A 23,562-nucleotide genomic window follows, 5' to 3' on the forward strand; every position below is an offset into this window, starting at 1 on the left:
AGTGCGGTGCTTTTTGGCTTTATTTTTAATTTGAGCCACACTTATTCACAGAGGTTATTGATTATCCATATTTTATCTTAATTTTACGTTAACTTTAATAAAACTTATATAGGAGAGATGTTATGCAAAGATCCAGCGTAATACGTATTAATAAGAAAGGATTCACCCTTATTGAGCTAATGATTGTTATTGCTATTATTGCAATTTTGGCAACTATTGCAATTCCATCGTATCAAAATTATACCAAAAAAGCGGCAATTTCCGAATTACTACAAGCTGCCGCCCCCTACAGAGCAGATGTGGAACTATGTATTTATAATACAGGTGAAAAACAACATTGTAATGCTGGTACAAATGGTATTCAGAATAAATTAGAAAATAAAGGAAAGGTTAAATCAATTGATGTGAAGAGTGGCGTTATAACAGTAACGGGGCAAGGAGCTTTAGAAGAAATCAGTTATACACTTACTGTTGATGGTGATGTAAGTTCGGGAATTTCTTGGACTGTTGACTGTGGTTCATCAGCAGACTTATTTCCAGCAGGTTTCTGTCAATAATATTTAAGGCTAATGATGAGTGTTGAAGAACAAATTCGAGAAGAAGAGATTTTAGTTATATCTAATAATGGGGAAGAATTTAGATTATCACCAAAGTTATGGCAAAAGAATAAACAAAATAAGGAAATTTTATTACGTTATTTTGCTTGCCCTATTCAAGAAGATTTACAAACGCTATGGCTTGCTATTGATGATTTAAAAAATATCTCGGCATGTGAAGTATTTTCCTTTTTAACTGGAAAACTCATTGAGCCTATACTGTTAGACAATGCTCAGCTAAAAGCAATATTGCAAAAACTTACGCCACAAGTACAGAATCATAATGTAGAAGATGTATCTAGTTTTTATGTCGTAAATAATGAAGAAATGGAGCAAAATCAAGCAGAGCTAGATGAGCCGGTCATCAGGCAACTAGATCATCTTTTTGAACTTGCATTACAACACAATGCTTCTGATATTCATCTTGAACCTCAAGTAATGGCGTTACAAGTTCGTTTTAGAATTGATGGGGTTTTGCAATGTCAACAGGCGTTACCTAAAACCTTAGCAAAGCGGTTAATTTCACGTTTGAAGCTACTGGCGAAATTAGATATTAGTGAAACGCGTCTACCACAAGATGGACGTTTTCATTTTAAAACTACTTTTTCTGATGTATTAGATTTTCGTTTATCTACTTTACCAACGCATCAAGGAGAAAAAGCTGTACTCCGATTACAAAAAAATAAGCCAGTAAATTTTGACTTCTCTGAATTAGGTATGACTAGTGTACAGCAGCAAACGTTACAGCAAGCACTTTCTCAACCCCAAGGTTTGATTTTGGTTACAGGCCCAACAGGGAGCGGAAAAAGTATCACCCTTTATACCGCACTTGAGTGGTTAAATCAGTCAGAAAAACATATTCTCACCGCAGAAGATCCCATTGAAATCGAGCTACCGGGCATTATCCAAACACAAATTAATCCCCAAATTGGGCTTGACTTTAATCGCCTATTACGCACTTTTTTAAGGCAAGACCCCGATATCATTATGCTTGGTGAAATTCGTGATGCAGAAAGTGCTTCAATTGCCTTGCGTGCCGCACAAACAGGGCATTTAGTACTTTCTACATTGCATACGAATGATGCACATTCAGCGATCTCTCGTTTGTTGCAACTTGGTATCCAACAGCACGAAATTGACAATAGTCTATTGCTTGTTATTGCACAGCGATTGGTACGAAAGAAATGTCATCATTTGACTAAAGATTGCGATTGCTATCAAGGCTATAAAGGGCGCAGTGGCATTTACCAATTTTTACAACCGCACTTTTATAATGGGGAACGTTCCTATCAAACGGATTATGCTTCCCTACGAGAAAGTGGATTGGAGAAAGTAAAAGAAGGAATAACAGATTTAGCTGAGGTAGAACGAGTATTAGGGAAACGGATGGATAAATAAAAAAAGTGAGAGAAATGATAGCTTTTCTCTCACTTCAGAGGTTAGTCTATTAGAAACGATAGGTTAATTTACCCGCAAAATAAGTTTGTTTTAGCCCATAATCAGAAAGCGATGTTCTATGGCTAATTTGTGCACTGATATTTAGATTTTGCGTAATATCATAACCTGCACTGGCAGAGAATAATAATGCGTTACCTAATTTACCCGTTTTATATTGCTGGGTTGTTCCATCATTGAGGGTTAAAGTTGGGGTATTTCCTGTATTGTGTTCATACATCGCACGGAACTTTAATAATTTCCACGCAATTTCACCACCGATTTGTTGAGTGAAAATAGCTTGTCGATCATTATTAATATTCCAACTGAAAGTATGATCTTCAATCTTGGCTTTACTACGTTGGTATTGTAAAGCCATAATTGGCGTTAAACGGATTTCATTTAATAAGAAATGATAACCCATTTCTGTTCCAATCCCCCAGGAATGACCTCTCACTTTAGCTAAATCTTTATGTTGTGAAGTCGAAATTTTACCTCTTACATATTGATAGTTTCCACTGATATTAATATAGCTTTGCTCAGTAAGTTTATTTTCTAATGTGAACAATAAGCCGACAGACTTGTATTTTGCAGAGCTGCTTCCTTCAATTTTTGTGGTTTTTGGTTCGATTGAGAATTTACTCAACGCAAGCCCTAAGTGAAGAGGGTGTTTATCATTGAGATCAAGTTTTCCCCCAAATAACGTGCTGTTCGTAGTGGATTTGTATCCATATCCATAATCAGTAAAGCCAAGATTGCTATCATAAGAAGCTTTACGATGTTGCTGTAAAACATAGAAGTTTTTTGTGTCTTGCGTAATGTTCTGTGTAAAGGTTTGAGTCTGCATATAACTATGCTCTAGCAAAGCTAAATTAGTTATCAAATAGGCAGGGACTTGACTATTTAGTGCAGCGCGATAGGTTGCTGTTCTTCCTGTTAATTCCTCATTTTGATTTGCAGACGGTGTTACTGCCGTATTAGTACTTGCCGTTGGCAAAGTAGGTGTTGTGGTGTGATCAGGTTTAGTTATTACCCCTTTTGGTGGTTTTTGAGATGCTTTTATGATTGGTGATAGTGTTTCGCCTTTTTCATTAACTAATAAGGTTTGCAATCGATAATCGTAGAAATCATTATTATTTGTACCAAAGTGATTTTCACTTGCCGTAGTCGCACCTTTTTCAATGCTGACTAAGGCATAGCGATGAATATGGCTTTCATCATTGTGAACCACTTTAGCCAAGTTGAAGGCATCAATACGACTGGTTTCTCCTTTTACTTGAATTAGCGAGATCCCCTCATTCGCATCATAACGATTATTTTCATTGGTATCTGAGCGACCAATATGGCTATTACGTAAGTTAATGTTCACTGGAATTGCTTGTGTGGTAGTTAAATCACCATTAATCAGAACCTGATCAGAGCGCCATTTTGTCATATCTTCGGAAACGTTATCTACATTTAACGTAATAACCGCGCCTTCATTGTTTACATCTGCAAAGGAGAGTGTTTTAGGTTGGAAATCAGTATTGGTGGATTTATCTCCGTTTGTCGTGTGATTTAATTGTGGGGTATTATTTGGCATAATGTGGGCATTGGTTTTCCAATACGTATGTGAATGAATTACGCCATTTCCCATTAAACTCGCATTTTCTTGGATATATAATGGAGAATGATTTAATTCTCCCTCTAAAATAGTTACCCCTTGATTTAACAAAGTTTTTCCTGTGTGATTGAGTTGTCCAATTAAATATAATGTTCCATCTCCATTTTTGCTGAGTGTACCTGTGCCTTGTGTATCAGCAAATAAATGGCTTGTTTGGTTGGTGTTAATGTCGGCATTAATTTGGCTTGTGTCATCAAGTGTAATTGTATTAAAACGAGCAATCACATTATCTTTTATGCTTAATGTTGCATTATTTGCTAAATTTGCATTATGCGTTAAATGTGACGTGTTTGAGGCATAAATTATTTTACCTTGATTGATGTTAAGTTCATTTAATGTCGAATTCGTTTCTAAGGTCAGTTGGTTATTATTAAGTGCGGTCGGTTTATAAGAAAAATTTAATTTACCCTGCTCATCACCGAGTATTTCACCCTTAATTTTTCTTATTCCAGATTGTAAATAGTTGAGTGTGCTGGTTTTGCTTGTATTGCTGTTTATAATATTACCGTTAATTGTTCTAGCTTGCAGCCCGTTATCATCGCCATTTGCGATGGTGAAATTATTTCCATTTAAGTCAAATGTGCCTTTATTCAAGCTGAGGCTTTCGGATTTAATTTGGTTTTCTCCATATAATTTGACTGTACCTTCAGGATTTACAATGATTTCAGAATAGGCTTGAACTTTACCATCTTTTTCCTGCTGTTTTAAACCTAAGGTGCCTTCATTAACAATGATTTTAGCCGGATTAATTCCTTCACCAATTTTAATTATTTCTCCATCACCAATTTTATAGAACGTTTCCGCCACCGTGCTATTACGATCATATTCAAATGGCGTATTTCGTTTATCTCGGTGTAGGATATTATTTTGCCATACAAGCTCTTGAATATTTAAACGCACAAATTCGATTTTACCTTCTGCACCTTCATAGAGTAATCCAATATCTCCGTTTGGTAATTCCGTTAAGCTGCTATAAGCATAATTGTTTGGTGTAATCGTGGTGGTATATTTCCATTCGATAGAGCCATCTTCTTGCACTTCTCCGAGCCAGACTTTCCCATTGGCGCGTTTGTTTGAGTGTGGGTTGGCAAAAAGGATATGTTCTTTGCCATTAATTCGTTTGGAATATTTAATCACTGAAAGTTGACAATAAGGTTCTAATAGCACATCGTCTAAAATAGCCTCTTTTTCCCAAGTGTAACCACCGTCATAGCTAGTGGAAATATGAACACGATTATGTGGTGTGACACGGGAAAAGAGTTTTAATTGTCCATTGTCTAACTCAATCACTTGGGATTCGGTAATTTCATAACCGTAAGTACCGTCAAGAAGACGGGATCCGCCTTGTGCTGCAAATCGGCTATCAATTGGTGATTCGCCACGTTCCCAAGTTTTTCCGCCGTCTTTACTGATGATGACAGCAGCCGCTTGTTTATTGTTATTATTCGTATAGTAAACAGGCATTACTAAAGAACCATCTTTCAGTTGAATTCCTGTTCCTGGACCTGTTCCCATAAAACGCATCCAATCCGCTTTTACTTGAGCATTAATATTGACAGGATTAGACCAAGTTTCACCATCATTACCACTATAAGTTAGCCATAAATTGCTGGTGATGGTTGATTTAAGTGGTGCGCTGTCATTATCTGGATTTTTAGTCTGTAAATAAATATTGCCTAAGCGTGTATTACCTTGATATAAATCACCAAGATCTTTAAATGCCAGTTCAGGATTGCCATTAATTACTACACGATAATCAGTTGGTTTATTTTTATCATTATAAACAATACCGTTTTCACGAATGGTATAACGATTATTATATTCATCAGTTAATAATTGATAATATTTCCCATTAATATTTTTATAACCTGAGCCTTCTGCATTTTGATTTTTGATCCCAAAGAAACCGCGTGTTTCAGGAAACATATCTACAATCATAAAGACACGTCCATTGCGTTTATCTTGCACCATAAGAGGATCGATTAAGAATGCGGAATTTTGATCACCATAAGACTGACTAGCAAGGTCAATCACGGTTTGGCTTTTTTGCCAAGTTAAACCACCATCAAAACTGCGGCGGATTGCGGTATCAATATTTCCCCAGTCCGCAGAATGTTGCCAACGTTTATCAATTGCTGCAATCACAACGCCATTTTGTGTGGTGAGTAAAGAGGGAATACGATAGTTTCTTGCGTCATCTTGATTGGGTTGAAAGAGGGCGTTTTTTTCCGTTAGCATTGCGCCTGAAGCACGATATTTATCCACATTTTCAATTTCGTTTCGGTGATAAGTATCTGCTAATTCTTGGTGTAACGCTTTAATTTTTTCTTCTGACAAGACGTGTTCGGTCACTCCAGCAGAATAAATGTTTCCACTAAACTGCATTTCATTACCAGTACTTCTTGGGGTTTTCCCTAAATAAGCAATATTTAAATTTTCAATATCTTTGAAAAATTTAGAATTATTGTGTGTTTGCTTTAATTCACCATTGACATAAATTTTAATTTGATTATTTGTTTTATCAAAAGTGTAAGTAATCGTTTGATAATCTTTATTTTGATTATTGACATTGGCAGCAAGTAAAGCATTTTGAATTAGATAGTGGTTATTATTTCTTAACTCCAAGCCAAAGGTATCCGTACCCTGTTTCCTTAACATATAGAAATTAATGTAGTGGTTTGCAGGCCCGCCTAATGTTGAGGCGCCTAAGAGAGAATAAACATTATCACCACCATTAGTTTTAAAACCAAAAGTTAATGAACCATTTTCTAAATTGAATACGTCATTTTTAGCAAAGGTTTCCGTGATATTAAGCGGTTTGAAAAGTTCAGTATTGGATTTGAAATCTAAGATTCCTTCGCTACTCGCCATGGCATATTGGCTGATAAAGCACGAAGAGATTAAAGCTGCCAATGTTGTTTTTTTCATAGGGCATCCTTATTTTGAGTGGAAGAGAAAATAGCTCAAACCAGATGATATTTTCACTCCGTAATGAAGTAAATCAATAACATTTTACTTCGTGATGCTCTTCACAGAATCATCTTTACTTTCGATTAAAAATGAGAGATCTCTCGCATTTCTATAAAGCGAGAATTTCTCAAAGAGCATTAGAGCCTGTATTTAAAACGTGATAATATGCCAACTAACAATCAAATGATGTTGGCTGTAACCTGAAAAACAAAAATAGAAAGGAACACAATTTGTCCAATCCAATAAACGAAATAAGTGAAACTTTTACCCTTGAACCGCAAGATAATGCCCGTTTACAGGCACTGTGTGGGACATTTGATGAAAATATCCAGTTAATTGAAAAAGAATTTTTCTTAGATATTGCACGGCGTAATTTTACTTTTACGCTAAAATCGAAAGATTCTCACCCTAAATCTCACCACGCTAAATTATTAGATAAAGTAGCGACATTGATCCAAGCCTTGTATTTGGAAACCGCTCCAGTACGTGGCGTAGTGAAAGAAATTGATTTGTCTGATGTGCATTTAGCTATTCAGGAAAATCGAATATTATTACAAGAAGATACGGAGCTAGCAGAGCAGAATGCGGTGCCAAAAGTGTATCAAACCACCATTAAAACAAAACGTGGTTTGATTAAACCGCGTGGCGCAAATCAAATTCAGTATTTGCATAATATTTTACGTTACGACATTAGCTTTGGGATTGGGCCTGCTGGAACCGGAAAAACATTCTTAGCTGTCGCAGCGGCGGTAGAAGCCTTAGAACGACAAGAAGTTCGCCGTATTTTGCTCACTCGTCCAGCAGTGGAAGCTGGGGAAAAATTGGGGTTTTTACCCGGCGATTTAGGGCAAAAAATTGAGCCATATTTACGACCGCTCTATGATGCCTTGTTTGAGATGTTAGGCTTTGAAAAAGTACAAAAGTTAATGGAACGCAATGTCATTGAAATTGCACCGCTTGCCTATATGCGTGGACGTACGCTAAATGATAGTTTTATTATTTTAGACGAAAGCCAAAACACCACAACAGAGCAGATGAAAATGTTTTTAACCCGTATTGGGTTTAATTCTAAAGCGGTAATTACGGGCGATATTACGCAAATTGATTTGCCACGTAGCCAAAAATCAGGCTTACGCCACGCCATTGAAGTGCTAGAAAATGTGCCGGAATTGAGCTTTAATTATTTTGATAGTAAAGATATTGTGCGTCATCCAGTGGTCGCTAAAGTGGTACAGGCGTATGATAAATGGGACGAACAAGAAGAAATTCGCCGCCAAGAACGCACCTTACAGCGTCAGCAAGAACAATCCAAACAACAAGCTTTAGAACGAGAAGAAACAGAATGAAAGATGTGATCGTTGATTTACAAATTGCCTCACAAGAGCTAGAAAATTTGCCGACAGAACAGCAATTTCAACAATGGGCAACGGCGGCAGTACAAGCAGAAAACCTACAACCAGAGATCACCATTCGTGTGGTGGACGAAGCCGAAAGCCAAATGTTAAACGCTACTTATCGTGGCAAAGATTATCCCACTAACGTGCTTTCTTTTCCTTTTGAATGTCCTGAAGAAGTGGAATTGCCATTGCTCGGCGATTTAGTGATTTGCCGTCAAGTGGTGGAACGTGAAGCCAAAGAACAGGACAAACCTTTAATGGCTCACTGGGCGCATATGGTGGTTCACGGTTGTTTGCATTTACTTGGTTATGATCATATTGAAGATGATGAGGCAGAAGAAATGGAAAGCCTTGAAACGGAAATAATGCAAGAATTGGGCTTTGCCGATCCTTATTTAATGGAAAAAGGCTAGCCTTGCAACCCCGTCAGCTTTGTTTCTTGGTTGGAGAAAATGAGTGGTTACAGGCACAACTTTCTCCGTTATTCTCTTATTTAGAACGCTTTGAAACGCAAAGTGCGGTGCTTTTTTTCGATGAAAATTCTAGCGCACTTTTCGCCATTGAAAAGATTAAGTTAATTCCTTTTAGTAAAGCGAAAAATCAGCTTGGACGTGAACATTCGCTGATTATTTATGATGCTAGACAAAGCCTAAATTTGGATACGCTTGCGATTGCAGCTGGCACCCTACAAGCAGACGGACAGCTTTATATATTGTGTCATCATTGGCAACATTTAGCCACCCAAATTGATTTAGATAGCCTACGTTGGAGCGGGGTTCCACAAGGTATTCCCACGCCAAATTTTGTACAATTTATGCAACAAAAAGTGCGAGAGTATGGTTTTCCTGTTTACCAGCAGCACAATAACGCGTTATTTTTACCAGAGCCCTATAAGCCAGTGAGCGAAGTGGTAGAACTGGTTTATTCAGCTACCCAAGATCAACAACATATTTTACAGCGGTTATTGGATCAACCAAAAGAGATCAATGTCATCACCGCCAAACGTGGACGAGGAAAATCGGCATTGGCGGGATTATTTGCTACTCATTTAGACAAGGTTATTCTCACCGCACCGAATAAAAGTGCGGTGCAAATTTTACAAGATTTTGCCCAGAAGGATTTGCCTTTTATTGCCCCAGATGATCTCGCTCAGCAAGTACAACAAAATCCAGATAAATTTACCCAATATTGGCTGATTATTGATGAAGCCGCAATGATCCCTCTGCCGTTATTAATGCAGCTAACCTCTCATTTTCACGCGATTTTATGCACGACGACAATCCAAAGCTATGAAGGAACAGGACGTGGTTTTTTGTTTAAATTTATGCAAAAAAATCACCGCACTTTGCAACATTTTGAGCTAAACACGCCGTTACGCTGGCGTGAAGATGATCTTATTGAGCCTTTTATTGCTGATCTTCTTTTATTAGAGGCAGAAAACAACTTAGTACAGCCAAATTTCCAACCAAATTCAGCGTTACAGTTTTATTGGCATAATAGCTTGAGCCTTTTCCAACAAGCGCAATATCAAGCGCTCTATGGCTTGCTTACTCTTGCGCATTACAAAACCTCTCCCACTGATTTACGGCGTTTACTTGATGGTAAAGATCAGCAATTTTTATTGGCGAAAGCAAAGGACGATTTGTTAGGGGCGGTTTGGTTATTGCAGGAAGGCGGAATGCAAGATAGGGCTGTGCTTGAAGGAATAATGCAAGGTATTCGTCGTCCAAAAGGGAATTTAGTGGCGCAAATATTGTGTCAAGCTAGTTTGAATGAAGCCGCCTGTAAACTGACTTCTACCCGCATTTCACGCATTGCGGTACAACCAAAATGGCAACATCAAGGGATCGGTACGAGATTAATTTCACAAGTGATAGCGCATAGTGAGAGCGATTTTCTTTCTGTAAGTTTTGGTTATTCAGCAGAATTAGCTTATTTTTGGCAAAAATGTGGTTTTGAGCTGGTTTATTTAGGCGAGCATAAAGAGGCGAGTAGCGGTTGTTATACCGCAATAGCACTAAAAGGAAAGAGTGTGGTAGGAAAACAGTTTTGTAACGAATTGGTGCTAGCATTTCAGCGTAATATTGGGCTATCTTTTCATCCTTTAGCAGCGCAATTTATAAGTGTAGAACAGGATAAGAAATTAACGGAAGCAGATAAGAAAGCATTATATTATTTTGCTTATTATCAGCGAAATCTTGCCAGCACAGTACCAGCTATTCAGCGTTTACTTGCACAAGTTAGCCCACAAAATATGCCATTGTTAGCGCATTATTGTGAAATGAAAATGTTGCCTTTAACCGGTAAAAAAAAATGGTTGCAAGGTTGTCGGGAAGAAATAAAACGGTTATTGCAAAAGCAAAAAATTCTTTTATGATAAGAGATAAATCACACCAAGGAACAATAGCGATATAGGAGGAAAAATGGATAATCAGCCAAAAGGCGTGTTACGCAGATTATGGGATAAATATAGCGAATTTTGCAAAGAATTGGGGGTTGATCAAGGGGCTTGTCGTAGTTGTGTGCCGGTGGTGAAATTTGATGATGAACCACCGAAAAAAGTAGAAAAGGATCAGAAAACCAATTCTTAAGATCCGATCGCGATCTTGCATTTTTTACAATGCCATTTGGGGCTTTCTCAAATGGCTTTCTTTTTGCCTGAAATAGACAAATCTTTACATAAGGCAGGATCAAATTGCTTGCAACTTAGTCAAACTAATACTAAACTTACGCATAAGTGGTAAAAAGTGGTGTTTTGTGGTAAAAACTGCAAAAAATCTGTAAAAAACAACCGCACTTATTTTTAACCAAGAGATCTCAAACAATGTTTCGTGGCGCATCATCGGTAAATTTGGATTCAAAGGGACGGCTTGCCATTCCTACCCGTTATCGCGCAGAGATCCTAGAAAAAAATAATGGTCAAATGGTTTGCACGGTAGATATTCGCCAACCTTGCTTGCTACTTTATCCTCTAGATGAATGGGAAATTGTTGAGCAAAAGTTATTAAGTTTGTCGAATTTTGATCCTGTGCAACGCAGTTTACAGCGTGTGATGCTCGGTTATGCTACGGAATGTGAGCTTGACAGCGTAGGGCGAATTTTGATTAGCGCGCCATTACGCCAGCACGCAAAACTGGAAAAAAGCACAATGTTAGTGGGTCAGTTAAATAAATTTGAAATTTGGAGCGATGTAGAATGGCAAGCTCAAATTCAACAAGATATGGCCCTCGGTGCAAGTGGGCAGCTTGCTCAATCCCCTGAATTAATTACGCTGTCGTTATAAGAGAAGATGAACTTCCAGCAAGCGCAGCGGCACTAGCAGAGATAAGCGGTGTACTTGAGTACACCGCATTATCTCATTTTAATATTTAATTTTTTATTATTTTACAACGAGTTATGAACGCGCAGAACCTTTTTTCTTCACCTGAACATTTTACCGTTTTATTGAATGAAGCGGTGGACGGCTTGGCATTGAAAGAAAAAGGCATCTATATTGATGGTACCTTTGGGCGTGGTGGTCATTCTCGTCTGATCTTATCTCGCTTATCACAAGATGGCAGATTAATAGCCATTGATCGCGATCCTCGCGCCATTGCAGCAGCACAGCAAATTCAAGATCCGCGTTTTCAGATTGAGCATCAGAGTTTCTCAGCGATCCCTGAGATCTGCGAGAAACTCGGTTTAGTTGGGAAAATTGATGGGATTTTGCTCGACCTTGGCGTTTCTTCACCGCAATTAGATGAAGCAGAACGCGGTTTTAGCTTTATGAAAGATGGGCCACTTGATATGCGAATGGATACTACGCAAGGTTTATCAGCGGCAGAGTGGTTACAACAGGTTTCAGAGCAAGATCTTGCTTGGGTACTGAAAACCTTTGGTGAAGAGCGGTTCGCTAAGCGTATTGCGCAAGCTATTGTTAATTATAATAAAAACGCACGTCAAAATGGCACAGAGCCACTGCATCGTACCTTGCAATTAGCTGAATTAATCGCTCAATCAGTACCTTTTAAGGATAAACATAAACATCCTGCAACACGCAGTTTTCAGGCAATTCGTATTTTTATTAATGCCGAATTCGAAGAGCTAGAGCGTGTTTTAACCGGGGCTTTACAAGTGTTAGCGCCACAAGGACGTTTGTCAATCATCAGTTTCCATTCCCTAGAAGATCGTATGGTGAAGCATTTTATGCGTAAGCAAAGTAAGGGGGAAAGTTTACCAAAAGGCCTTCCATTGCGCGAAGATCAAATTCAGCGTAGTCAAACCTTAAAAACCATTGGTAAAGCAATTATGCCAACAGAACAAGAAATTGCACAAAATGCACGCTCTAGGAGTGCAGTACTGCGCATTGCGGAGAGGGTATAAAAATGATTGAAAATTCAGAACGCTATCCATTGCGTAGCATTATTGTCGAGGATCTTTTTGCCTCAAACAAACTCTTGATGGCGTTAATGGCATTAGTGATTGTGAGTGCGCTAAGCACAATTTGGATTACTCACCAAACGCGTGGGCTGATTGCAGAAAAAGGCGAATTAGTACTACAACACCAAGCCTTAGAAAATGAATTTTTAAACTTAAAGTTAGAAGAAGCAACCCAAAGTGATAATACTCGTGTTGAGGCGATTGCAACTGGGAAATTACAAATGCAACATATCTCGCCAGAACAAGAAATTTTATTATTAGAATAATTTGAGGGGCAAGGATGATTAAGAAAAATAATAAAGCAAAGCGTAGCACTAGCACAGGCAGTGCGATTAAACGCAATAAACCTAAAATTTCTTACGATAGTAGTTTTTTGCTGATACGTTTTCGTGTTGCTGTTTTTTTCACTATGCTTTTGTTAACTGCATTGATTGCCCGAGCGGCTTATGTGCAAGTGGTAAATGCGGATCCCCTTGCTGATGAGGCAGATAAGCGTTCAGTGCGAACACAACAGGTGCTTTCAGTTCGAGGTTCAATTTTAGATCGTAATGGACAATTACTTTCTGTAAGCGTGCCAATGTATTCCGTGGTGGCTGACGCAAAATTTGTGTTTGAAGAGAATTCGTTACAGGATAAAGATCGTTGGCAAGCCTTAGCCAAAGCCCTCGGTGTTTCTTATAGCCAGTTAGTTAAACGCGTGGAAAAAGATCCTTCTTCGCGTTTCGTGTATTTATCTCGTCAGGTTTCACCAACCGTCGCGGATTATGTTAAGCAACTAAAAATTAAAGGCGTTGTACTGAAAACAGAGGCTCGCCGTTTTTATCCTAGAGTCGAGGAGACAGCTCATTTAATTGGTTATACCAATATTGATGGTGAAGGCATTGAAGGGATTGAGAAAAGTTTTAACGCGTTATTGGTGGGAAAATCGGGTTCTCGTACTTACCGCAAGGATAAATTTGGACACGTTGTAGAAGACATTGCAGATGTAAAAAAATATGATGCCCACGACGTTACCTTGAGTATTGATGAAAAACTGCAATCAATGGTTTACCGTGAAATCAAAAAAGCGGTGGCAGAGAATAAGGCGGAATCAGGTACCGCAGTATTAGTGGATATTCGCACTGGTGAAGTGTTAGCGATGGTCAATGCCCCTTCCTATAACCCAAATAACCGTGTTGGTGTGAAAGCAGATTTAATGCGAAACCGAGCGATTACAGACACCTTTGAACCCGGTTCGACAGTAAAACCTTTCGTTGTTTTGACCGCACTTCAAAACGGTGTGGTAGGGCGTAACGAAGTGATTAATACAGGGCCTTTGGTGTTAAATGGACACGAAGTGAAAGACGTTGCCCCTAGAGATCGCCAAACCCTTGATGAAATTCTCGAAAATTCCAGTAACCGAGGGGTAAGTCGTTTAGCTTTGCGTATGCCACCGAGTGCATTAATGGAAACCTACCAAAATGCGGGGTTAGGGAAGCCAACAGAGTTAGGGTTGATTGGTGAACAATCAGGCATTTTAAATGCAAGTCGTAAACGCTGGGCAGATATTGAACGCGCTAACGTGGCTTATGGTTATGGGATAAATGCGACACCACTACAAATTGCGCGTGCTTACGTAACGTTAGGAAGCTTTGGGATTTATCGTCCACTTTCCATTACTAAGGTTGATCCGCCAGTGATTGGTCAGCGTGTGTTTTCCGAAAAAATTACCCGTGAAGTGGTCAATATGATGGAAAAAGTGGCAATTAAAAATAAACGCGCAATGGTAGAAGGTTATCGTGTCGGGATTAAAACAGGGACGGCAAAAAAACTGGAGAAAGGTCGCTATGTGGATAAATATATTGCTTATACCGCAGGCATTGCCCCAATTTCTGATCCCCGTTATGCCTTGATTGTACTGATTAATGAACCAAAAGCAGGACAATATTATGGTGGTGCGGTTTCTGCCCCATTATTCTCAAATATTATGGGATATGCACTACGAATGAATAATGTTACGCCGGATGGCATCGCGCAACAAAAAGTCGCAAAACGCACTGTTCGTTTAAGTGATCAGAAAAAAGATGAAAAAACCAACTAGCTTCTGGTAGAGGAAAAAAGAATGAAAAAACTCACCGCACTTTTGGGGATAAACCATTTGCCTCAAGAGGTTGAGCTGACCGAAATGACCTTAGACAGCCGCTCTGTAAAGACTGGCTGTCTTTTCGTTGCGATAAAAGGGCATCAAACAGACGGCAGAAATTATATTCCACAAGCTATTGCCAATGGCGCAAGTGCGGTGCTTTTTGAGGCAGATTTTCCGCAACAACATTTAGCCGTCAAAATGGAACAAGGTATTCCGCTTATCGCTTATTATGAGTTAGCATCACATTTATCTCATCTTGCAGGGCAATTTTATGATGATCCTTCTCATCATTTAACATTAGTCGGTGTAACAGGCACGAATGGTAAAACCACGGTAGCTCAGCTTTTGGCGCAGTGGGCGAACTTGCTTGGGCATCGCAGCGCGGTAATGGGGACGATTGGGAATGGGGTGCTTGGGCAAATAAAGGAAGCGACAAACACCACCGGTTCAGCCATTGAAATTCAATCTGCGTTGGATCATTTTGTGCAAGCTGGGGCAGATTTTGCAGCGATTGAAGTATCTTCACACGGCTTAGTACAACATCGTGTTGAAGCTTTGCAATTTGCTGTGGCGATTTTTACCAATCTGAGCCGTGATCATCTTGATTATCATCATACAATGGAAAATTATGCAGCGGCGAAATATCGTTTATTCAGCGAATTAGCGACTCAGCATAAAGTGATTAATGCTGATGATCCCGTTGGTGCACAATGGTTGCAGGCATTGCCGAATGCCATTGCAGTAAGTGTAAAAGCTGATTATCAACCAACGCATCAACAATGGTTAAAAGCAGAGCAAATCCAATTTCATCATCAAGGCGCGGTCATTCATTTTGCGTCCAGTTGGGGCAAGGGGGAATTACATAGCCCATTGATCGGTGCATTTAATGTCAGCAATTTATTATTCGCTTTTGCAAGCCTCCTTGCTTTAGGTTATTCCTTAACCGAACTTTGCCAAAGTGTGGCAAAATTACGGGGCGTTTGTGGGCGAATGGAGCGTTTGAATGCCCCAAACCAAGCAACCGCTATTGTGGATTATGCCCACACGCCAGATGCGTTAGAAAAAGCGTTGCAAGCCGCACGCTTACATTGTGATGGCGTGCTTTACTGTGTTTTTGGTTGCGGTGGCGATCGAGATACGGGCAAACGTCCACAAATGGCACACGTTGCAGAACAGTTTGCTGATTTCGTGATTGTTACTGATGACAACCCACGCACTGAAGATGCAACGAAAATTATTCAAGACATTCAAGCTGGATTTGTTGATTTAACCAAGGTGAAGATTATTCATCAGCGTGATCAAGCAATTAGACAAGCACTTACAATGGCGCAACCACAAGATGTGGTGCTGATTGCGGGTAAAGGCCACGAAGATTATCAAATTATTGGCACAAGCAAATTGCCATTTTCCGATCAAGCCACAGTAAAACAATATTTTAGTGAAACAAAATGATTAAATTAACGACACAACAATTGGCGAATATTCTCAATGGCACACTTTCTGGTGAAAGTGGTGTGGTGATTGAAAATATCAGCACGGATACCCGTCAAGCCAATCCACAAGGCGTATTCTTTGCCTTGAAAGGTGAGCGATTTGATGGCCATCAATATTTAGCCAATGCCGTAGAACAAGGGGCATTGGCGGTGATTGTGGATCACCTATGTGAAATTAACGTACCACAGATCATTGTGGCTGATACTCGCCTTGCTTTAGGACAATTGGGCAAATGGTTAAAAGCAGAAATTAACCCTTTAACTGTGGCAATAACAGGATCATCAGGCAAGACCACGGTAAAAGAAATGACGGCTGCCATTTTGCAACAAAGTGCGGGGGATTTTTCTCAGGTTTTATTTACCAACGGTAATTTTAATAACGATATTGGCGTGCCATTAACCCTATTACGTCTTACGCCACAACATAAATTTGCGGTGATCGAATTAGGTGCGAATCATCTTGGTGAAATTGCTTACACCACCGAATTAGTGCGTCCTAATGTAGCAATGGTCAATAATGTTGCCGCCGCACATTTAGAAGGTTTTCGTAGCCTTGCTGGGGTAGCACAAGCCAAAGGGGAAATTTATCAAGGCTTAGCACCGCAAGGCATTGCGTTAATTAATTTAGATTGCAATTATTTATCTGATTGGCAAAAGAATATCGCCGATCACCAAGTGCGGTCGTTTTCTTTAACAAATTCACAAGCTGATTTTTATGCCACAGAAATTCAGCTCAACGAGCAAGGATCGCAATTTGTCTTACACAGTCCGCAAGGGGATATTGCAATTCAGTTACCTTATTTAGGTGAACATAATATCAGTAATGCCTTAGCCGCTGCTGCTTTGGCAATGAATGTGGGGGCAACGCTTTCTGATGTGCAACGAGGTTTGGCAACAGGGACAAAAGTGAAAGGGCGTTTATTCCCCATTCAGCCTTGCAAAAATTTATTGTTACTTGATGATACATACAACGCCAATGTGGATTCTTTGCAATCGGCGATTCAAGTGTTACAAAAATATCCCGCTTTTCGCATTTTAATTGTTGGCGATATGGCAGAATTAGGCGAAAATAGTCAGTTTTGTCATCAGCAAGTGGCAGAGGCTGCACAAGCCGCACAATTAGATTTTGTCGCAAGTTATGGTAAGGAAAGTGCCGTAATTTCAGCCCAATGTGGCGGAACGCATTTTTCTCAACAAAATCAATTAGCTGATTTTGTTACTGAATTAGTTAAAGAAAAATTAGCACAAAATCAATCTGTCGTGGTGTTAGCCAAAGGCTCTCGCCGAATGCAATTAGAAAATGTGATTGAATTATTAAAGGATAGCTTTCAATGTTAGTTTGGCTCGCAGAATATCTGCAACAATACCAGAGTGGTTTTAATGTTATTTCTTATATTACCGTACGTGCGATCTTGGCATTATTAACGGCATTGTTAATTTCTTTATGGATTGGACCAAAAGTGATCCGCCGCTTACAAATTCTAAAATTTGGGCAAGAAGTGCGTAATGACGGGCCAGAAAGCCATTTAAGCAAAAAAGGTACCCCAACGATGGGGGGGATTATGATTTTATTCGCCATTACCGTCAGTACATTACTTTGGGCGAATTTAGCCAATCCTTATATCTGGTTTAGCTTACTTGTTTTGCTCGGCTATGGTGTGGTGGGGTTTGTGGATGATTACCGTAAGATCACCCGCAAAAATACAGACGGCTTAATTGCACGCTGGAAATATTTTTGGCTTTCTGCGATTGCCTTAGTGGCAGTGTTTGGTATGTATGCAGTCGGCAAAGATACTGATGCAACACGCCTTGTTGTGCCATTTTTTAAAGAAGTGATGCCACAGCTTGGCTTATTCTATGTTGTGTTAGCCTATTTTGTTATTGTTGGTACAAGTAATGCGGTAAATTTAACCGATGGCTTAGATGGGCTTGCCATTATGCCAACGGTATTTGTTGCTGGGGCATTTGCCTTGATTGCGTGGGCAACGGGTAACATAGAATGGGCGAATTATTTGTATATTCCGCACATAAAATATACTTCTGAATTGGTTGTGTTTTGTACTGCGATTGTTGGGGCGGGATTAGGTTTCCTTTGGTTTAATACTTACCCAGCACAAGTTTTTATGGGCGATGTGGGATCACTTGCGCTAGGTGGCGCATTAGGCGTGGTTGCAGTGCTTGTGCGACAAGAATTTCTATTAGTGATTATGGGCGGGGTTTTTGTGATGGAAACGCTGTCAGTGATTTTGCAAGTGGGTTCTTACAAACTGCGTAAACAACGTATTTTTCGTATGGCACCCATTCATCACCATTTTGAATTAAAAGGCTGGCCTGAGCCGCGTGTGATTATCCGCTTTTGGATTATTTCCTTAATGCTTGTATTACTTGGCTTGGTTACGTTGAAATTACGTTAGAAAAGGGTGAAAGCAAACAATGAATCAATATCAAGATAAAAATATCTGTGTGGTTGGCTTGGGGAAAACCGGTCTATCTTGTGTGGAATATTTACTTGCTCAAGGAGCAAAGGTTCGAGTGATGGATACCCGCCAATCACCTGCTGGTGTAGAGCAGTTGGGGAAAAATGTCCTCGTGCATACAGGGAGCCTGAACTCACAATGGTTGCTGGAAAGCGATATGATTGTGATAAGCCCCGGGCTTGCAGTAAAAACACCAGAAATTTACACCGCACTTCAAGCTGGCGTTGAAGTGGTGGGCGATATTGAATTGTTCTGCCGTGCCGCAGATAAACCGATTATTGCGATTACCGGTTCAAATGGAAAAAGTACCGTTACCACACTGGTAGCTGAAATGGCGAAAGCAGCGGGCTTGAAAGTGGGAATGGGCGGTAATATTGGTATCCCAGCCCTTTCTTTACTTGAACAACATCACGATATTTATGTGTTGGAGCTATCAAGCTTTCAACTAGAAACCACTTATAGCTTAAAAGCCGTTGCTGCCACAGTGCTGAATGTGAGTGAAGATCATATGAATCGCTATGTGGATTTAGAAGATTATCGCCAAGCAAAGTTAAAAATTTATCATCATTGCCAAACTGCAGTAATTAACGCCGAAGATCCACTCACTCAACAAGAAGGGAGCTTGCGAGCGAGAAAACAAGTCAGTTTCGCCGAACATAATGCGGATTATTGGTTAAAAACAGAAAACGGTAAACAATATTTAATGGCATATGATGAGGTGATATTACCTTGCGATGAAATCAGATTGACAGGTCGCCATAATTATATGAATGCGCTTGCTGCCATTGCCCTTGCACAAAGTGCGGGGATAAATTTGCAAGGAATTTGCACCGCACTGCGTGAGTTTACCGGTTTAGATCACCGCTTTCAATTAGCTCATTTGGCACAGGGGGTACGTTGGATTAACGATTCCAAAGCCACTAATGTCGGTAGCACCGTTGCCGCACTCACTGGCTTGCAAGTGGCGGGCAAACTTTATTTATTGCTCGGTGGAGACGGCAAAGGGGCTGATTTTTCTGAACTCGCTGCGCTTATTAATCAACCGCATATTGAATGTTATTGCTTTGGGCAAGATGGTGTAAAACTGGCACAACTTTCTACGCAAAGTCATTTATTTGACACAATGGAACAGGCGATAGAGGATTTTCGTGCAAAACTAAAAGAGGGCGATATGGTGTTACTTTCCCCTGCTTGCGCGAGTCTTGATCAATTTGCCTCGTTTGAAAAACGCGGTGAGGAATTTACTCGTTTAGCGAAACTAAGTTAGAGAATCATCAATGCAGTTTATTGAAAAGTTAAAAGCCCAGTTAAGAATCACACCAAATAATTTGCTCTACGATAGAGCATTATTATGGTTGTTTGTGAGTTTGCTCGTGATTGGATTGATCGCCGTATCCTCAGCATCTATTCCTGTGGGGGCGAGATTATTCAATGATTCTTTTTATTTTGCAAAACGTGATGCCATTTATGTGGTGTTGTCTATTTTTGCTTGCTACACCGTCTTAAATATTCCAATGACATTTTGGGAAAAATATTATGGCTATATTTTTTGGATCGCAATCATTTTGCTCGTAATGGTGCTTATTCCGGGGATTGGGTCAAGAATTAACGGTGCGAGACGCTGGATTCCAATGATTTTCTTTAATTTCCAACCCGCTGAATTTGCGAAGTTGGCGCTCACTTGTTTTTTGGCGAGCTATTTTACCCGTCGTTACGATGAAGTGCGCAGCCGCAAACTCAGTGCTTTCAAGCCATTCATTGTAATGGGAGTATTGGGCGCTTTATTATTGTTGCAACCCGATTTAGGAAGTACCGTTGTATTATTTGTGATTACTTTTGGCTTGCTTTGGATTGTCGGAGCAAATCTCTGGCAATTCTTAGCGTTGGGTTGTTCTGGCGTATTGCTTGTATTATGGCTAGCGATTTCATCAGCTTACCGCTTTAAACGTTTAACGGGGTTTTCCGATCCCTTCAAAGACCCTTATGGTACGGGATTTCAGCTTTCAAACTCATTAATGGCATTTGGTCGAGGCGAAATTACAGGTGAAGGATTAGGAAACTCCATTCAGAAATTAGAATATTTACCCGAAGCCCATACTGACTTTGTGATGGCGGTAGTCGGAGAAGAATTTGGTTTAATCGGCATTTTATTTGTCATTGCATTGTTAGCATTATTGGTGTTTAGGGCAATGAAAATTGGGCGAGAATCATTACAACTAGAGCAACGTTTCAAAGGGTTTTTCGCCTTCGGTATCAGTTTTTGGATTTTCTTCCAAGGCTTTGTGAATTTAGGAATGGCATTAGGTTTATTACCGACCAAAGGATTAACCTTCCCCTTGGTAAGTTATGGGGGATCAAGTTTGATTATTATGTCGGTGTGTATCGGCATTTTATTGCGCATTGATCACGAAAATCGACTGATGCGAAGTGGACACGCACGCTTGCGTGATGATTAAGACAAAAGGATAAATTGTGGCACAACAAAAAAAACGTTTATTGGTGATGGCGGGGGGGACTGGCGGACACGTTTTCCCAGCTATTGCGGTTGCACAATATTTACAGCAACAAGGTTGGCAGATCTGTTGGCTTGGTACGCAAGATCGTATGGAAGCCCAATTATTGCCGAAGCACGGTATCCCGATTAAATTTATTCAAATTTCTGGTTTGCGAGGTAAAGGAATAAAAGCCTTACTTGCCGCGCCATTTAAAATTGTGCGGGCAATTTTCCAAGCGAAAAAAATTATTCAAGATTATCAGCCTAGTGCCGTGCTTGGTATGGGAGGGTATGTTTCTGGCCCGGGTGGGGTGGCAGCAAAATTGTGTGCGGTTCCCATTGTGTTACACGAACAAAATGCGGTGGCGGGATTGACCAATTCTTGGCTGGCTAAAATTGCAACGCGCGTATTGCAAGCCTTTCCTAACACTTTCCCGAATACTGAAGTCGTGGGCAACCCTGTTCGCCAATCTTTATTTGCAATGCCAAGCCCCGCCGAGCGTTTTGCCGCGCGTTCAGGAAAATTAAATGTGCTTGTGGTGGGGGGAAGTCAAGGCGCACGCGTATTAAATCTCACTTTACCAAAAGTGGTGGAGGCATTAGGGGATAAATTGACCGTTCGTCACCAAGTTGGGGCAAATATGTCAGAAAAAATCACCGCACTTTATCCGCCAGGGGCTGATGTACAAGTAACTGATTTTATTGATGATATGGCGGAGGCCTATGGCTGGGCAGATATTGTTATTTGCCGTTCCGGTGCTTTAACCGTGTGTGAACTTGCGGCTGTCGGGACACCTGCGATTTTTGTGCCATTCCAACATAAAGATAGACAGCAATATTTGAATGCAAAATATTTAGCTGATGTGGGCGCAGCCAAAATTATTGAACAAAAAGATCTCAGCGCAGAAGCACTTATTGAGATGTTGAACCAATTTGATCGTAGCCAATTATTAACAATGGCAGAAAAAGCCAAAGCAATGGCCACACCTCAATCTGCTCAGCAGGTGGCCGAGGTGATTATGGCGGTGGCAAAATAAGAATAAAAGCAAGAGGCAGAGCAATGAAAGAATTTCAAAAACGAGTAAGACAAACCGTGCCAGAAATGCGTCGCGTGAAACAAATTCATTTTGTCGGTATTGGTGGTGCGGGAATGGGCGGTATCGCGGAAGTATTATTAAATGAAGGCTATCAAGTAACAGGATCTGATATTGCGGAAAATGCGGTAACTCAACGCCTAAGTGCATTGGGGGCAAAAATTTATTTTTCTCACCAACCCGCTAATGTAGATGGCGCCAGCGTGGTGGTGGTATCCAGTGCGATTAAAGAAGATAATGTTGAGGTTGTGGAAGCGCATAATAACCGCATTCCCGTTATTCAACGTGCGCAAATGTTAGCGGAGATTATGCGATTCCGTCACGGCATTGCTATTGCAGGAACACACGGAAAAACCACAACAACAGCAATGATTTCAATGATTTATGCACAAGCAGGGCTTGATCCTACCTTTGTAAATGGCGGATTAGTGAAATCAGCAGGGACAAATGCACATTTAGGGGCAAGCCGTTATTTAATCGCTGAAGCAGATGAAAGTGATGCCTCTTTTTTACACTTACAGCCAATGGTTTCTGTGGTAACAAATATTGAACCCGACCATATGGAAACCTATCACGGTGATTTTGAAGAAATGAAACAAACCTATGTCAATTTCTTACATAATTTACCGTTTTATGGCTTAGCGGTAATGTGTGCAGATGATCCTGTGTTACTTGAACTTATTCCAAAAGTGGGGCGTCAGGTGATCACTTATGGCTTTAATGAAAATGCCGATTATCGCATTGAAGATTATCAGCAAACAGGTTTTCAAGGCCATTACACGGTTGTTACACCGCAAGGTGAACGGGTGAATGTATTGCTTAACGTCCCGGGTAAACATAATGCGTTAAATGCAACGGCAGCCTTTGCCGTGGCAAAAGAAGAAGGGATTAGCAATGAGGCTATTTTAGCCGCCTTAGCCGATTTCCAAGGGGCAGGACGTCGTTTTGATCAGCTTGGTCAATTTATTCGTCCAAATGGAAAAGTAATGTTAGTGGACGATTATGGACATCATCCGACTGAAGTGGGCGTAACCATTGAAGCAGCGAAAAAAGGTTGGGAAAATAAGCGAATTGTGATGATTTTCCAACCTCATCGTTATTCGCGTACTCGAGATCTGTTTGATGATTTCGTACAAGTATTATCGCAAGTGGATGTGCTATTAATGCTTGATGTGTATGCTGCAGGTGAAGCCCCTATTGCAGGAGCTGATAGTCGTTCATTATGTCGTTCGATTCGTAATTTAGGTAAAGTCGATCCGATTTTTGTCGCTGAACAGGAAAGTCTTGCGGAAATCTTAGATCAGGTGATTCAAGATGGAGATCTGATTTTGGCGCAAGGGGCGGGTAATGTGAGTAAGTTATCCCGTCAATTAGCAACAAATTGGGCAGAAAATTAATTG

The 23,562-nt window shown here is 40.2% G+C and carries 18 protein-coding genes; 17 read left to right on the forward strand and 1 reads right to left on the reverse strand.

The genetic code is table 11. The features are described 5' to 3' along the window. The first annotated feature begins 122 nt into the window (after positions 1-122). Together ppdD and L4F93_RS06955 are read left to right on the forward strand one after the other, a co-directional pair. Complete coding sequence (gene ppdD, locus L4F93_RS06950) at positions 123-557, forward strand: prepilin peptidase-dependent pilin (RefSeq protein WP_250349622.1); 435 nt, start codon at positions 123-125, stop codon at positions 555-557. A 12-nt stretch (positions 558-569) separates the two neighbouring features. Then, the gene (locus tag L4F93_RS06955) at positions 570-1,994 is read left to right on the forward strand and encodes a GspE/PulE family protein (RefSeq protein ID WP_250349623.1); all 1,425 of its coding nucleotides are present in this window, start codon (positions 570-572) and stop codon (positions 1,992-1,994) included. Between the two features lie 49 nt (positions 1,995-2,043). Here L4F93_RS06955 and L4F93_RS06960 read toward each other — a convergent pair whose 3' ends face one another. Beyond that, the gene (locus L4F93_RS06960; protein WP_250349624.1) at positions 2,044-6,621 is read right to left on the reverse strand and encodes an exo-alpha-sialidase; all 4,578 of its coding nucleotides are present in this window, start codon (positions 6,619-6,621) and stop codon (positions 2,044-2,046) included. Positions 6,622-6,905: 284 nt separating this feature from the next. Between L4F93_RS06960 and L4F93_RS06965 the strand changes: the two genes are divergently transcribed. The 15 genes from L4F93_RS06965 to murC all read left to right on the forward strand — a co-directional run bounded on the left by L4F93_RS06965 (position 6,906) and on the right by murC (position 23,559). Further along, positions 6,906-8,009, forward strand: coding sequence for a PhoH family protein (locus L4F93_RS06965; RefSeq protein ID WP_250351653.1), 1,104 nt, complete (start codon positions 6,906-6,908; stop codon positions 8,007-8,009). After that, complete coding sequence (gene ybeY, locus L4F93_RS06970; protein ID WP_250349625.1) at positions 8,006-8,473, forward strand: rRNA maturation RNase YbeY; 468 nt, start codon at positions 8,006-8,008, stop codon at positions 8,471-8,473. The genes L4F93_RS06965 and ybeY overlap by 4 nt, the downstream gene beginning before the upstream one ends. A 2-nt stretch (positions 8,474-8,475) precedes the next feature. After that, on the forward strand, positions 8,476-10,437 hold the full coding sequence (locus tag L4F93_RS06975) for a GNAT family N-acetyltransferase (RefSeq protein WP_250349626.1): 1,962 nt from the start codon (positions 8,476-8,478) through the stop codon (positions 10,435-10,437). A 46-nt stretch (positions 10,438-10,483) separates the two neighbouring features. Further along, on the forward strand, positions 10,484-10,651 hold the full coding sequence (locus tag L4F93_RS06980) for a DUF5363 domain-containing protein (RefSeq protein ID WP_250349627.1): 168 nt from the start codon (positions 10,484-10,486) through the stop codon (positions 10,649-10,651). 233 nt (positions 10,652-10,884) lie between these two features. Beyond that, positions 10,885-11,343 carry a division/cell wall cluster transcriptional repressor MraZ gene (gene mraZ / locus L4F93_RS06985; RefSeq protein WP_115250036.1) on the forward strand — a complete coding sequence of 153 codons (459 nt, stop codon included), beginning with the start codon at positions 10,885-10,887 and terminating at the stop codon, positions 11,341-11,343. Between the two features lie 113 nt (positions 11,344-11,456). Next, positions 11,457-12,422 (forward strand): 16S rRNA (cytosine(1402)-N(4))-methyltransferase RsmH, encoded by a 966-nt coding sequence (gene rsmH, locus L4F93_RS06990; protein ID WP_250349628.1) that lies wholly within the window; start codon positions 11,457-11,459, stop codon positions 12,420-12,422. 2 nt (positions 12,423-12,424) lie between these two features. After that, positions 12,425-12,745 carry a cell division protein FtsL gene (ftsL, locus tag L4F93_RS06995; protein ID WP_250349629.1) on the forward strand — a complete coding sequence of 107 codons (321 nt, stop codon included), beginning with the start codon at positions 12,425-12,427 and terminating at the stop codon, positions 12,743-12,745. A gap of 14 nt (positions 12,746-12,759) precedes the next feature. Further along, positions 12,760-14,559: a peptidoglycan glycosyltransferase FtsI gene (gene ftsI / locus L4F93_RS07000; RefSeq protein ID WP_250349630.1), complete on the forward strand. Its 1,800-nt coding sequence runs from the start codon at positions 12,760-12,762 to the stop codon at positions 14,557-14,559. A 21-nt stretch (positions 14,560-14,580) separates the two neighbouring features. Further along, positions 14,581-16,056, forward strand: coding sequence for a UDP-N-acetylmuramoyl-L-alanyl-D-glutamate--2,6-diaminopimelate ligase (gene murE / locus L4F93_RS07005; RefSeq protein WP_250349631.1), 1,476 nt, complete (start codon positions 14,581-14,583; stop codon positions 16,054-16,056). Next, positions 16,053-17,435, forward strand: a complete 1,383-nt coding sequence (gene murF / locus L4F93_RS07010) for a UDP-N-acetylmuramoyl-tripeptide--D-alanyl-D-alanine ligase (RefSeq protein ID WP_250349632.1) — start codon at positions 16,053-16,055, stop codon at positions 17,433-17,435. The genes murE and murF overlap by 4 nt, the downstream gene beginning before the upstream one ends. After that, a complete protein-coding gene (mraY, locus tag L4F93_RS07015) occupies positions 17,429-18,511 on the forward strand; it encodes a phospho-N-acetylmuramoyl-pentapeptide-transferase (RefSeq protein WP_250349633.1) in 1,083 nt (360 codons plus the stop codon). Before murF ends, mraY begins: the two co-directional genes overlap by 7 nt. 19 nt (positions 18,512-18,530) lie before the next feature. Beyond that, positions 18,531-19,841: a UDP-N-acetylmuramoyl-L-alanine--D-glutamate ligase gene (gene murD / locus L4F93_RS07020; RefSeq protein WP_250349634.1), complete on the forward strand. Its 1,311-nt coding sequence runs from the start codon at positions 18,531-18,533 to the stop codon at positions 19,839-19,841. 10 nt (positions 19,842-19,851) lie between these two features. Further along, positions 19,852-21,030 (forward strand): putative lipid II flippase FtsW, encoded by a 1,179-nt coding sequence (gene ftsW / locus L4F93_RS07025; protein ID WP_250349635.1) that lies wholly within the window; start codon positions 19,852-19,854, stop codon positions 21,028-21,030. A 16-nt stretch (positions 21,031-21,046) separates the two neighbouring features. Beyond that, positions 21,047-22,105: an undecaprenyldiphospho-muramoylpentapeptide beta-N-acetylglucosaminyltransferase gene (murG, locus tag L4F93_RS07030; protein WP_250349636.1), complete on the forward strand. Its 1,059-nt coding sequence runs from the start codon at positions 21,047-21,049 to the stop codon at positions 22,103-22,105. A 23-nt stretch (positions 22,106-22,128) separates the two neighbouring features. After that, positions 22,129-23,559, forward strand: a complete 1,431-nt coding sequence (murC, locus tag L4F93_RS07035; RefSeq protein WP_250349637.1) for a UDP-N-acetylmuramate--L-alanine ligase — start codon at positions 22,129-22,131, stop codon at positions 23,557-23,559. Positions 23,560-23,562: the final 3 nt, after the last annotated feature.

The organism is Avibacterium sp. 20-132, assembly GCF_023611925.1.
In the GTDB taxonomy this organism is placed as follows: Bacteria; Pseudomonadota; Gammaproteobacteria; order Enterobacterales; family Pasteurellaceae; genus Avibacterium.